Genomic DNA, 12,416 nt, shown 5'->3' with positions numbered 1-12,416 from the left:
CATCGGACAGCGTGATCTCAACAGCAGAAGGTCCACGATGCGACACACAAACAAAATATCAACTTACTTGCCTGATTTCAGGCACGACACACTAGATCCAGCACATCACACGTCTGTCGTCGGATCGTCGGATCTGCGTCGGTGGCCAGGATTCGCACCTCGTCCAGAAACTCCCCCATCTCACCTTCGCAGAACCTCCCCAAATCCCCCGGCTCCAGCGAGTGTTCAGCAAGCAGGGCCCGCAGCCTGTCCGAGTCGACCTTCATCACTGTCGCAACATAGCCGACCGTACTCGGCTATCGCGATGTTCGACGGGCCTCGACAGCCGGGCGGTGGCTGGATCAGAACAATGTGTCGCGGACCCGTAGCGGTCGGTATCCGGTGGGGCCGAGTTGGGCCAACTCGGCGTCGATGTCGACTTCGACCGCGCCGAAGAAGTTGATGTTCTCGCTGTGCGCAGGGGAAAATGTGTGCGAGGACTTCGTCGTCGATGCGCCGTCCGGTCCGGCGCATCTGCTCGACGGCGAGCCCGTAATACTTGTGGTCCAGGCGATGACCGCGTTCGTGGCCAGGGTCAGGCACCAGGCTTGTTCGGTCTGGGTCTCGAGGTGGCGGGCGCGGATCATGCCCTCGTGCGCGTACAGCAGGTCCCGGCGCAGGGCGTGCAGGGATTCGCCCTTGTTGAGCTGGCGGGCGATGCGCCGCCGATAGTCCGGGGGTCGGACAGATATTTCGCGGCGTAGATCGTGCGCCGCATCGCCCCGTACTCCTTCAACGCTGCGGCAAGGGCGTTCTGCCGCCCCGAGGCCGAGAGCTTGCCGACCAGCAGGGAGGCGGAGTGGGAAGATTGAGCGCTCAACTGAGCCGCCGACCTGCAACTTCCGGAGGATGAACGTGTCACGGAACCGCGAAACACAAACACACCGAGACGGCGACGCGCTGACTGCATCCGGGTACAGGACGTTGGAGTCTCTCAATGCTCCGCCGCCGCGCGGGGTTCAAGCGATTCAGGCACAGCAGGCGCAGGCGGGACCAAGTACCCAGGCGCAGGGACAGTCCGATGGCGCAGCCGCGTGTGACATCAAGGATTAGGCGTAGGCGGCTATGACGCCGAACAACTGGCTGGGCATCATCGCATTCTTCTTCATCGCTTTCGAACGGAAACCGGCAGAACACCATCGACTACCCTGCAGTATTCGAGCATGTGGCCCTCAAAGACTCGGAGATCGCTTACCTCGCAGTGAAGTACGAGCCTGATGTAGACCCGCCGGAGGGGTCGCCCCCATGCTGGTGGCGACGCTTTTTGTCACGCATGAAAGAGTCGTTCAACCGCACATCGCCGGCACCTACACCTACACCTGCACCTGCACCTGCACCTGCACCTGCACCGCTGCCCGGCCCGACTCCTGCGGGTACCGGCTCTGGTCCCGTAAGCAGTTGACCTGCTGCCCCGCCCGGTCCCGGACGCCTACGCACAGTCACACGCGGACGGATTGTTGACAGTGACCTGGAACGAATCGTGCAGACCTGGGAATTCGAGACCACCCCGACGTCCTGCGCGAGTTGATCCTCGCCCGCCGCGGTGTCGCACTCGGTGTCACCACCGCCTATCTCCCCAGACCAGCACTTCGTGGTCGTGGCGGACTTCCTCGCCGCAATGTCGGAGTGCCTCCGCTGATGATCTCGGGCCGGACTCGACCCAGCCCGAGAGGCAGAACGTCTCTACGGAATTAACAACTGACCTTCGCGAAGGAGTCGAGACTGGTGAGATGGAGGCGTGGAACCGCCTTCGGTCGAGCTGACCGAATACACGCCGAAGGACAGGGCCGTACTTGGTCTGTGGTGGGAGAACGACGCGATCGTGAGCTACGTCGGTAACCTGGCAGACCTGCTACGAGATCGTGAGGTGGGGGACCCCACCCCAGGAGGTCGCATCGCGCGCCGGACGCTGCGCTGGATGGCGCGCGACCCGCGCACCGGCGCACCTGTTGGTTATGTCTCCGTACAGATCACCGGCCAGAGCGGACCGAGCGGAAGGCTGAGCCCCGTGGAGCCGCCCTATCACGGCGGAGTGTGTACTGCCGTCGACCCGCAATGACAGCGCGGCGGTATCGGCACGGCAATTCTCGCGGCCCTGCTCAGGGAACCGCAGCTCGCCGACGTGGTGACGATGGGAGGGGCGGTGGAAGCCGAGAACGCCAGCAGTCTCGGAATGCTGCGGAAACTAGGCGCGACAACTTACACCGCTGAGGAGCGGAACGGAAAGACATTCCTTCACTTCACTATTCCGGGTCCCGCTGTTCCACCAGGTCAGCCTCTTCTATAAAGCGTGCGAACAGGCTAAACGCACACAGCCGCTCCAGCGCGGACTGCTCGTTGAGCTCGATCTGGTCATTCGGCAGGTGTCCGAGCGGGTTCCGGATCGCAGCGAAGCAGCCGGACCCGAATTCCATCACCCCACGCCGCATCGACTCGGGGAAAGAGGCTCATCCGCCAGAAATCCGGCGGTAGCGAGTTATGGCAGATAGTGGTCGACTATCCGCCATAAATCCTTAGCGCCGGATCAGGCGGTTCTGTTCCTCGACCCCCGCTACAAAACCTACGGTGGACATGATCACCGTAGGTTTGGAAGACGCGGCCTCGCTTGATCCGTGGGTGAGCCCGTTTCACGGCAGGAACATCTCCTTCAGGTCCGGCAGGTCGCCGATCCGCTGGGTCGCGGACCTTCCCGACGCGTCGGTCTGGGGTGATCCCGTTTCGCGCAACAGCGCACGTACCTGCGCGGGCGTCCTACGTCCGGTTGCCGCACCACTCATTCCCTGGTAACTCGCGACTGCGTCGACAACGATCGGCGATGCGCTCGACGTGCCACTGAATGCGCCCGTGTACCAGAGGTCTTTCTCGGTGCCGCCCTGCAAATCGCCATAGCCGGTGGTGGTCACCTCCAGTCCCCAGCCCTGCGCGTCGACCCGCTGTCCGTAGGTCGAAAAAGTCAGTCGAGCGGGCCCGTGATCGCGGCCGTGCCACCCGGGCGGTGGCGCGCCCGCGCCGACCACGATCGCGCCGGAATCGGCCACGCCACCGCTGGTTGTGCTAGTGAATTCCGCCGTCGTTCATCGGCGAAGTCGGACGCCGCGTGTGTCAGTTCAGCCGTGATCGTGAGGGTGAATAGTGACGTCACTGCGCCCCAACGGTGGGGACAAGGCACAATCGCAGCATATCGGGGGACTCCATAGTGCTGTACGACAATCGTTGTCGCGGTGCGAGTTCCGGCTAAACGTTCGGCGCCATCCCGGGAATTGCGACCGCCCCGTGCCGCACAACCACGCTGAGTTCCATCGAGCCGATCGCGAACAGACACAGCCCGATCACCCAGCCGAACGCTTCCAGCGAGTCGAACGGCAGCACACCGACGACGACGCCGAGCACCAGCGTGACCAGGCCGATCACCTCCTGCTGCCCCCCGCCGGGCAAGCCGCCGACCCAGACCGCCACAGTGGCATGGCAGATTCCGCGAATCGCCCAGGCCAACCCGATCCACAATGCCAGCAGCAGTACCGAATTGCCGCCCGCGAAGCACAGCGCGGCCAACAGAGCTGACAGCAGGCCGCTGACAGACAGCAACAGGCGTAGGGCCGCCGCGAAGCGCGCGCCCAGCGCCACGATCAGTTGGAGCACTCCGTTGAGCAGCAGATAAGCGCCCGACAGCGATTCCGCTGTCAGCAGCGACTTGTGTGGCCACACCGCGAACGCCACACCCACGATCATCGAGCAGGTACCGGCCACCGATACCGCCTGCCGGACACTGCCGGCCAGTGGTCCCGTACGCCCTGCGACGTCAGTTTCGGGCATAGCTACATGATATGACCGAAGCTGCGATTAGCGGTCCATTTGCCTGTAGTCCGCTCAATTCCCCAGCAGGGACCCGATATTCGGTGTGGCGGCGTCATGGCGACTTATAGATGGCGGCCACGCCCGAGTCTCATCGGGCTGATGAGGCCGCCGATCGTCGTTCAGCTACGCGTCGCGGGCAGTCGAGTCAGCAGCGGGTGACTTTCGGCGAGCGTCGGCCAGCAACTCGTCGAGCTGAGTTTCGGCACGCTCAGCGCGGGCCAGCGTTTGAACTCGGGCCTCATCGAGTGCCTCGATTCGGTGGGCAGCCTCCGCATGCGCCTTGTTGAGCGCCGCCGCGGCCTCGCCGCGAGCTGCCGCGAGGTCGGCGACAGCAGTGCGGCGCGCTTCGGCGAGTTCGGCACGGGCGTTGTCGAGTTCCGCGCGGACCCTGCGCCATTCGGTGCGCGCCTCATTCGCGGCTTCCCCCCGTTCGGCTGCGGATTGCTCGGCCCGTTCGGCCGCGCGTTCGGCGTCGGCGGCCCGCTGGACGGCGAGGTCTCGCTCGGACTGGGCAGCCGAGACCTGCGCTGCCGCTTCGCGCCGCGCGTGCACGATCTCGGTGTCAGCGCGCCGTTCGGCGCGCTGGACCTCATCAGCCGCCTCCTGTCGGATACGTTCGACCTCGTCAGCGGATTCGCGTCGCACAGTACAGATCTCCGCTTCCGCGGCGCTGCGCGCGGCGAACACGTCGTCGGCTGCTTGCTTGGCCGCGCGTTCGACTTCACGCAGTGCGTCATCGCGCACCGAATTCGCCTCGGCGATCCGACCTTCAGCCTGTTCGGCGGCGTCCGCCGCGTCATCGGCCGCGGACTCGGCCAGCGCCCTGGCTTCCTCTGCCTGTCTGCGTGCCTGACCGGCTGCCACAGAAGCGACCTCGGCCTCGGCGATCCGCCGCGCTGCGTCCGCCTGCACCGCCTGGACCTGGGCTTCGGCAATGGATGGGTCGGCCAGCGTGGACAATTCGGCGACAGCGGCGGCGATCGTGTTGTTCAACTGGTCAGCGAGTCCACGGAACTGAGTGAGCAGTTCATCCGCCCGCAACCGGGCGGCAGTGACCGGACCTTGTTGCGTCACAGTGACAGGAACTGCTGGCGTGTCCGACTCCTGCTGTTGCCGTTGACGTTCCCGCCATGCGCGCCATCGGGTGTGATCCGGGTGATCACAGTATTCCGATGGCCGACCGGGGCCACCTCCACGCTGGATGGGACGGGAACAGCCCGGATAGTTGCACACGTTCGACACCGTGAAATCGTAGCGTTTATTTCGTAAATATTGACGTATTCACACGAAACGAAATATCAGCGGTCGCCGAGAACCTCAGAACGGCACAGTGGCAATCTGACCTCCGATAAGTGAACCTTATCGGAGGTCAGAACGGTCGGACCTTTTCGAGTAGCAGCACTTTGAATTCGTTTAGTTTCGTTGCACACAACGAAACTAAACCCCAACGAAACCCGATGAAAACTGGGTACCTGGTTCTCGGCGATGGCCGAGTCGGGATGCCCGTCCGTCGGCGCGCACGGGTCGTGCAGTGGTGACAGCTCGTTTGGAGCAACCGTGCTCCGATCAGGCGCCGAGCACGGAGGCGTTATCCGGAAGGAGTCCGTTGGCGAGGGGAAGCAGGACTTTCCCGCCCCGGTGTCATAGGGTGAGTTCTCTCGCCGAATATGCTGGCGCAGAATGCCAGTCACCGATTCGACCGCGGGAGCCGTGCCATGGACGATCCATCCTCCGTCGTCGCGGTTCCCGACTCGGTACGTGCGGAGTTGCGCCGCGGTGTACGCAGTGTGCTGGTGGATGCCGCGGCACTGCGTCTGGTGCGTGATCGGTTCGACGACGATCAGGCTGGTTCGCTGCGCCGGTATCTCGAAGCCTCGCAATCGGCGAACACCTTGCGCGCCTATCGCAGCGACTGGATCGCATGGTCGGCCTGGTGTACCACCGAGGGCAGGCAGGCGCTACCCGCCGATGCCCTCGACGTCGCCGTCTATCTCGCCGCCGCGGCCGACGCGCACCGCGACACCGGCGGCTGGGCGTTCAGTCCGGCCACGTTGGAACGCAAGTCGGCCGCGATCGCCGCCGTGCACGCCGCGAATGGACTGCCTTCACCTACACGTTCGGATGTCGTGCGCCTCACTCTGCGCGGCATCCGTCGCACCCGCCGGACCAATCCCAGCCGGAAACGCCCCGTTCTCCTGCACACCCTCGACCAATTGCTCGCCGGCCTTCCCGAACCGGGCTGGCCCTCCGAACCCGCCCGCCGCCGGGATGCGCTGGCGCTGCTCATCGGTTTCGCCGGTGCGCTGCGCCGCAGCGAGCTCGCCGGGCTGCGCATCAGTGATGTCGAGGTGAGCCTCGATCACCGCACCGGCGAGCCGATCCTGCTGGTCCGGCTGCCCACGACGAAAACCGACCCCTCCGGTACCGCGGAGCAACGTGTCGCCCTCCCCCGCGGGCGCCGACCCGCCACCTGCCCGGTCTGCGCGTTCGCCGATTGGGTGCGTCTGCGCGAGACGCACGCGGGCGCAGGAGCCCTCGGCGTCCGCGCGTGGCTGACCGACCTGCCCGTCGCCGATCCCGGTATCCACCGTTGCCACGGCTTCACCGGAACCACTCTCGCCGACGGGGATCTCCCGCTCTTTCCCACCATTACCCGTCACGGCGGCATCGCCGACCGCCCGATGTCCGGCCGTGCTGTGGCCGAACTGGTCAAGCGCTACGCCGCTCGGGCCGGACTGGACCCTGACCTCTTCTCCGGCCATTCGCTACGCGCCGGCTTCGCTACCCAGGCTGCCCTCGGCGGGGCCAGTGACCGCGAGATCATGCGGCAGGGCCGATGGTCGAACCCGCGCACGGTGCACGGCTACATCCGCACCGCAAACCCCCTCGAGGACAACGCCGTCACCAAACTAGGGCTCTGATTCCGCAACCAGGATGAATTGCGTTGACTGCAGCACTGCACAATCTCGCGATGAAGGCCGCGACGCCGGTTGAGAGCAATTGCCGCCCTAGCGTGTCGCCGCGGAATCGCGCCCTACCTGGATGATTCCAACGTTCCGCGAACACGACGTGTGTTGATGCAACACCGTTGCGCTCACGCAACTCCGCCCGCGCCTGCTGGGCACGCGAAATCCCCGGACCGATCGCCGCCGACCTGCTGCGCATCGACATCAACACGCCACACGATGGGCGCCACGAACCCGACGAGACTGGACCGATTACCTCGTCACCCGAGCCGCCGATCGACACGCGCCATAGAGTGAGGTCAGACCACATCAGCCCAGGCATGTGACCGCATGGCCGAATCGACGATTCCCGACCCCTCCGACGAGATCCACCGCGCCCTGCACGCCCGCGCGATCCAACGCAACAACAACATCGAGGCCGAGGCCACAGCCATCATCACCGAAGCCGTCCAACCGGTGGGCGCATCAAGCTCGGTTCGATGCCGGCCGAGTTCTGGCGCAACGACCCATTGACAGATGAAGGACACGCCGCACTCGACAACCGCCACCGCCCTCCAGCCGAACCGCTGACGTTTCGACGAGTAACCATCGCCCCGCGAGCACCCCACCACGAATGCCGGTGCCTTCGAACGACGAACAATGCACGGATGCAATACCGCTACCTCACTAGTTTTGGGAATTAATTGCATTTTCCGGCTGTGCACGGGGTCCGCCTGCCTCGTGAGCACGTCTCCTGAATTCCCGGGCCGGCACCGATCTCGCCGCACGTCGCCATGACCAGGTCGCACAATCTGCGGCCGGAAGGGGAACACGACGGCACTTGTGACATCTATCCCGTTGTGCGAAACGGCATTTCATGGCCTGCGCCAATCGAGTCAACTCTGCCGACACCGTGACCTGGGATACGACATAACGCGTGCGTCAATTTGCACTGAAGGTCACCGTTCGACTTTTCCGTTTGCGCAAAGCGGCATTTTATGTCCGCTGCGGCAGACCGATACCGTCGAATTCATGGAGTGGAATTTTCGGTCGGCCGAAGAGCAAGCGGCCGCATTGCGTGCCGGTGACGTAACCTCGGTGGAACTGACCGACGAAGTGATCGCCCATATCGAGCGGGACGACAAGGCGATCAACGCGATCTGCGTGCGGACCTTCGACCGTGCCCGGGCCGCCGCACACCGTGCCGACCAGGCGCGCACCCGTGGCGAGGACCGGCCGCTGCTCGGCATACCGGTGACGGTCAAAGAGTGCTACAACATCGCCGGGCTGCCCACGACCTGGGGCATGCCGATGCACCGGAGCTATCTGCCGGCCGAGGACGCGCTACAGGTGTCGAGGCTCGACGCCGCGGGCGCCGTTGTGCTCGGTAAGACCAATGTGCCGCTCGGGCTGCAAGATATCCAGAGCTTCAACGAGATCTACGGCACCACCAACAACCCGTGGGATCACGGTCGCACGTCGGGTGGTTCCTCCGGCGGATCGGCGGCGGCCCTGGCGTCTGGATTCGGCGCGCTGTCCATCGGCTCCGACATGGCCGGTTCGCTGCGCACCCCCGCGCATTTCTGCGGTGTCTACGCGCACAAGCCGACACTCGGGCTGGCGGCGCCCCGCGGGATGGTCCCGCCGTCCGCGCCCGCATTGCCGGTCGACCTCGATCTCGCCGTCGTCGGTCCGATGGCGCGCACCGCCCGCGACCTCACGCTCCTGCTCGACGTCATGGCCGGACCGGACCCACTGACACTCGGCGTCGCGTTCGATCTGGCTCTGCCGCCCGCCCGCCACGAACGGCTCTGCGACTTCCGAGTCCTGGTCCTCGACGAGCATCCGCTCATTCCGACCGGGTCCGCGGTGCGGGCGGGGGTGAACCGGGTGGCCGACGCGCTCGCCGACGGCGGCGCCCGCGTCGAACGGCACAGTCCGCTGCTGCCCGATATGACCGAGGCCGCGACGCTGTTCATGCAGTTGCTGTTTTCGGGCTCCGTCGCATACTTTCCCGTCGACGAGTACGAGCAACTGCGCAGCCGCGCAGCCGAACTGAGCGCGGACGACCTGAATTTGGACGCGGCCCGGTTGCGCGCGATGGTGTCCAGTCACCGCGACCGGCTGGCGGCGAACAACCGTCGCGAGCTGCACCGCCACGGCTGGCGGCAGCTGTTCGCCGAGTTCGATGCCGTGGTGTGTCCGATCACGCCGACTCCCGCGTTCCCGCACGACTACAACCCTGATCCGCTGGCACGCCGAATCGACATCGACGGTGTCGAGTACCCGTACTTCGACCAGCTCGTCTGGGCCGGTCTGGCGACCATGCCCGGCCTGCCCGCCACCGCCGTACCGGCGGGCCGCTCACCCGAGGGCCTGCCGGTGGGCGTGCAGCTCATCGGTCCGATGTTCGAGGACCGCACCCCGCTGCGGCTGGCCGAACTGCTCGAGCAGAAGATCGGCGGCTTCCAGGCACCGTAATGCGCGTACCACATCATGCCAGTGCGTCGGCGCCCCGGCCGCCGCCAGGCCTGCGCACTCGCGTTCAAGAGGCCACTCTGGTGACGACACCGGCGAGCCCGCTTGCACCAAGCCAGGACCGAATACTGCACGAGGTGACCACAAGCGGGCTGAGTGCCGCGACGAGCACGCCGAGCACGGGGAATCACCCCGCGGCGGCGTCGCTGCATATCCACTGCGCGCGAAGCTCGGCCGAGAGCCGGACCGGTCGGGTCACTCGCCGGAGGCAACAGGCCGAACACCGGTCGTGGTTCGTGCTCGGCGGCGAGATCAGTCGGCTATCTGGCGCGGCGCCCGGTCCGGCAGGATCCCGGCCCGGATGAGTTCCTCGTAGATCCGCTGCTGCTCATCGTCGAGATTCGAGTACAGCATGTCGTACGCCAGTTCTTCCTCGGCGAGAACCGCGACCGGATCCCAGTCGTCCCCGAGCGCCGCGACGACAGCGCTGCGCCGGCGTGCCTCGTCCAGCGTGAGGTCATAAGCAAAATTGTGGTCGGCCATTAAGGCATCTCCAACCAGGTTCTCCAAAACGAAGTGCCGACGATGCCCAACCACGCCGTCTCGGGCAATGACCTACATCACGTTCTCCGGTTCGACTTCGTCACAGTCGATGCCCCTGCGCGGACTGGACCGCGCTCGAGTCGACGACAATAATCAGACCAATCGGTACCATTCAGGTCACTGTCGAGGCCGACTCCGTGTTCGCAAAAGGTCGGGCGATGATGGAGCCGCGGGCGTGACCGAGTTGCCGCACTACTCACCGATGCTCGCGAAGGCGGGAACCCTCCCCGGCGACGACGAGCACTGGGCCTACGAGGTGAAATTCGATGGGATCCGCGCGATCGGCTACGTCGACCACGACTTACGCCTGATGTCCCGGAACGATAAGGACATCACCGTCGCTTGGCCTGAACTCGCGCCCATGGCTCCCGCAGTCCCCCCGTTTGTCGTCGACGGCGAAATCGTCGTCTTCGCTGCCGACGGACGCACCTCATTCGAGGCACTGCAGCCCCGAATGCACCAGCGCAACCCAGCGACGATCCGGGCCTTGGCGACAACGGCCCCGGCAACCTACATGATTTTCGATCTCCTGCACATCGGTGCTCGATCGCTGATCGGTCTGCCCTACCACCAGCGACGACAGCTGCTCGAACAGATCGGTTTGCGTGGCCCACAGTGGCGAGTCCCACCCCGGCTCGCCGATGCCGGAGCCACCGCGCTCGCGGAATCCGAACGTCGCCATCTCGAAGGCATCATCGCCAAACGCCTCGACAGCACCTACTTACCTGGGCGACGCAGTCCACTATGGACGAAGGTCAAGAACGTGCACGACCAGGAGATCGTCATCGTCGGCTGGCGCCCGGGAACCGGGCGCCGGTCCGACCACATCGGCTCGTTACTCATGGCGGTCCACGACGGCACCGGGAAACTGGTCTACATCGGCAATGTCGGCACCGGCTTCACGCAGGCAACCCTCAACAACCTGCGCGCAAGACTCGCACCGCTGCGACAGCAGACGGCCACCCTCGACGCTGACGTCAAGGATGCAATATGGGTCGAGCCCACTCTTGTCGGAGAAGTGTCCTTCACCGAATGGACTGGCGACGGCCGACTTCGACACCCCTCGTGGCGCGGACTGCGAGTCGACAAATCCACCGACCAAGTAACCCGCGCGCCGCAGCCGAACGAGCAGCTCTGAGTTGCCGCCGCGATCCGCAGGGCGCGGCATCCGGACCCGGCTGGTATCCGGGGGGATCGATCCCGACCGGTTGAAGCCCTCCCCCCGCGAAATCGCCGACCTGCGCACCAGGCCCACGCGCGCACCTCCGCCACGGAAGCGATCCCGCGGCGTGATGCCCACCGAGCTGAAGAGCACACCGCAGACTCAGGCGTGCGCCTTCTCCTGCGAGGCCGCCTTGTACAGCTCCTTGGCGATGCCGTCGCGCAACAGTTGCGGGGTGCCGCCGCCCAAACCGCCATACCGCGCCCACCGGAGGTAGCGCTCGGCCGGCTGGTCGCGGGTGAAGCCGTGACCCCCGAAGATCTGCAGTACCCGGTCGGTGACCCGCAGCGACATCTCGTTGGAGAACACCTTCGCGATGGCGGAGTCGTAGCGCGACGGGAACTGCCGGCCGTCGTTCCAAGCCGCCTTGTGTACCAACGCGCGAGCGGCCTCGATGTCCAGAGCACAGTCGGAGATCATCCAGCGCAGCCCCTGGAAGCCGGAGATCGGTCGGCCGAACTGCACCCGCTCGGTCGACCGGGCGATCGCATGATCGAGCGCACCCTGCGAGATGCCGATGCTGATCGAGGCGTTGAGGCAGCGTTGCCCGTTGAACGCCGACATCAGCTTGGCGAACTCCCCCGGGCCGAGCAGGACGTTCTTCGCCGGCACGCGGACCTCGTCAAGCGTGAGGGTGAAGAGCTTCTCACCACCGAGAGTCTGCACGCCCTCACTGACACGCACCCCGGCGCGTTCGCGCTCGACAACGATCATGCCGACGTTCCCGAGGCCGTTCGTCGCGGTTCCCGGCTCCGCATAACGCAGGCAGACAAGCAGCACGTCGACCACGTCGAGGCGGCTGATGAGGGCCTTGGTGCCGGTGATGACGAACTCGTCCCCGTCGCGGCGGGCCGTCGTGGCCACGCTGGAGATGTCACTGCCGGTGTCGGGCTCGGTAATGCAGATCGAGCAGATCGCCTGGCCCTTAGCGATGCGCGGGAGCAGGTCGGCCTTGAGCTCGTCGCTGCCGTACGCCGCGATGGCACGCGGCTGCACGCCCAGCTCGCCGAGGGTGGCCATGGCGGTGACGTAACAGGTCTTGGCGACCTCCTCGAGGATGACGGCCGAGTCGAGCCAGCTGCCGCCCTGGCCGCCGTACTCCACCGGGACGGCGGCGCCGAGCACACCGGCCTCGGCCAGCAACTTGATGTTGGGCTCGGGGAAGGCACCAGTGGTCTCCCACTCGAGCGAGCGCGGCGCGAACTCGGCCTGGGCGATCTCGCGCACCCGCAGCGCGAGTTCCTGCTGCTGCGCGGTCAACCCGTAGCGGCTGT

13 protein-coding genes are annotated in these 12,416 nt (G+C 65.6%); 5 read left to right on the top strand and 8 right to left on the bottom strand.

The annotated features are described in order from the left end of the window. Positions 1-341: 341 nt before the first annotated feature. Complete coding sequence (locus AB0B25_RS26890; RefSeq protein WP_357184956.1) at positions 342-659, bottom strand: Tn3 family transposase; 318 nt, start codon at positions 657-659, stop codon at positions 342-344. Continuing rightward, on the bottom strand, positions 623-949 hold the full coding sequence (locus tag AB0B25_RS26885) for a Tn3 family transposase (protein WP_357184948.1): 327 nt from the start codon (positions 947-949) through the stop codon (positions 623-625). The genes AB0B25_RS26890 and AB0B25_RS26885 overlap by 37 nt, the downstream gene beginning before the upstream one ends. Positions 950-1,777: 828 nt before the next feature. Between AB0B25_RS26885 and AB0B25_RS26880 the strand changes: the two genes are divergently transcribed. Then, the gene (locus tag AB0B25_RS26880) at positions 1,778-2,098 is read left to right on the top strand and encodes a hypothetical protein (RefSeq protein WP_357184945.1); all 321 of its coding nucleotides are present in this window, start codon (positions 1,778-1,780) and stop codon (positions 2,096-2,098) included. A gap of 184 nt (positions 2,099-2,282) precedes the next feature. Here AB0B25_RS26880 and AB0B25_RS26875 read toward each other — a convergent pair whose 3' ends face one another. The 4 genes from AB0B25_RS26875 to AB0B25_RS26860 form a co-directional block, all read right to left on the bottom strand. Then, positions 2,283-2,468, bottom strand: a complete 186-nt coding sequence (locus tag AB0B25_RS26875; RefSeq protein WP_357184942.1) for a TIGR02391 family protein — start codon at positions 2,466-2,468, stop codon at positions 2,283-2,285. Between the two features lie 198 nt (positions 2,469-2,666). After that, positions 2,667-3,077 carry a hypothetical protein gene (locus tag AB0B25_RS26870; protein ID WP_357184939.1) on the bottom strand — a complete coding sequence of 137 codons (411 nt, stop codon included), beginning with the start codon at positions 3,075-3,077 and terminating at the stop codon, positions 2,667-2,669. Positions 3,078-3,273: 196 nt separating this feature from the next. Then, positions 3,274-3,852, bottom strand: coding sequence for a DUF308 domain-containing protein (locus AB0B25_RS26865; protein WP_357184936.1), 579 nt, complete (start codon positions 3,850-3,852; stop codon positions 3,274-3,276). Between the two features lie 165 nt (positions 3,853-4,017). Continuing rightward, positions 4,018-4,968: a hypothetical protein gene (locus AB0B25_RS26860; RefSeq protein ID WP_357184933.1), complete on the bottom strand. Its 951-nt coding sequence runs from the start codon at positions 4,966-4,968 to the stop codon at positions 4,018-4,020. A gap of 641 nt (positions 4,969-5,609) precedes the next feature. Between AB0B25_RS26860 and AB0B25_RS26855 the strand changes: the two genes are divergently transcribed. The 3 genes from AB0B25_RS26855 (at position 5,610) to AB0B25_RS26845 (ending at position 9,320) form a co-directional block, all read left to right on the top strand. Then, complete coding sequence (locus AB0B25_RS26855; protein ID WP_357184931.1) at positions 5,610-6,815, top strand: site-specific integrase; 1,206 nt, start codon at positions 5,610-5,612, stop codon at positions 6,813-6,815. 375 nt (positions 6,816-7,190) lie between these two features. Further along, entirely contained in the window at positions 7,191-7,373 is a 183-nt protein-coding gene (locus tag AB0B25_RS26850) for a hypothetical protein (protein ID WP_357184928.1), read from the top strand. A gap of 498 nt (positions 7,374-7,871) precedes the next feature. Beyond that, positions 7,872-9,320 (top strand): amidase, encoded by a 1,449-nt coding sequence (locus AB0B25_RS26845; RefSeq protein WP_357184925.1) that lies wholly within the window; start codon positions 7,872-7,874, stop codon positions 9,318-9,320. A 309-nt stretch (positions 9,321-9,629) separates the two neighbouring features. On the opposite strand, the gene AB0B25_RS26840 is transcribed toward AB0B25_RS26845, so the two are convergent. Next, positions 9,630-9,860 (bottom strand): DUF6400 family protein, encoded by a 231-nt coding sequence (locus AB0B25_RS26840; protein WP_357184922.1) that lies wholly within the window; start codon positions 9,858-9,860, stop codon positions 9,630-9,632. Positions 9,861-10,095: 235 nt separating this feature from the next. On the opposite strand from AB0B25_RS26840, the gene ligD reads away from it, so the two are divergent. After that, positions 10,096-11,058: a non-homologous end-joining DNA ligase gene (gene ligD / locus AB0B25_RS26835; protein ID WP_357184920.1), complete on the top strand. Its 963-nt coding sequence runs from the start codon at positions 10,096-10,098 to the stop codon at positions 11,056-11,058. Between the two features lie 186 nt (positions 11,059-11,244). Here the strand turns inward: ligD and AB0B25_RS26830 are convergent, their stop codons facing one another. Next, on the bottom strand, positions 11,245-12,402 hold the full coding sequence (locus AB0B25_RS26830) for an acyl-CoA dehydrogenase family protein (RefSeq protein WP_357184918.1): 1,158 nt from the start codon (positions 12,400-12,402) through the stop codon (positions 11,245-11,247). Between the last annotated feature and the right edge of the window lie 14 nt (positions 12,403-12,416).

It is taken from the genome of Nocardia sp. NPDC049190 (assembly GCF_040648115.1).
Taxonomy (GTDB): Bacteria; Actinomycetota; Actinomycetes; order Mycobacteriales; family Mycobacteriaceae; genus Nocardia.
This window is presented reverse-complemented; position numbering and strand designations above follow the sequence as displayed.

Coding starts and splice junctions, on each gene's coding strand:
- AB0B25_RS26845 (WP_357184925.1), top strand. CDS start 7,872: ATGGAGTGGAATTTTCGGTCGGCCGAAGAGCAAGCGGCCGCATTGCGT.
- AB0B25_RS26875 (WP_357184942.1), bottom strand. CDS start 2,468: ATGCGGCGTGGGGTGATGGAATTCGGGTCCGGCTGCTTCGCTGCGATC.
- AB0B25_RS26850 (WP_357184928.1), top strand. CDS start 7,191: ATGGCCGAATCGACGATTCCCGACCCCTCCGACGAGATCCACCGCGCC.
- AB0B25_RS26840 (WP_357184922.1), bottom strand. CDS start 9,860: ATGGCCGACCACAATTTTGCTTATGACCTCACGCTGGACGAGGCACGC.
- AB0B25_RS26865 (WP_357184936.1), bottom strand. CDS start 3,852: ATGCCCGAAACTGACGTCGCAGGGCGTACGGGACCACTGGCCGGCAGT.
- AB0B25_RS26855 (WP_357184931.1), top strand. CDS start 5,610: ATGGACGATCCATCCTCCGTCGTCGCGGTTCCCGACTCGGTACGTGCG.
- AB0B25_RS26885 (WP_357184948.1), bottom strand. CDS start 949: ATGCAGTCAGCGCGTCGCCGTCTCGGTGTGTTTGTGTTTCGCGGTTCC.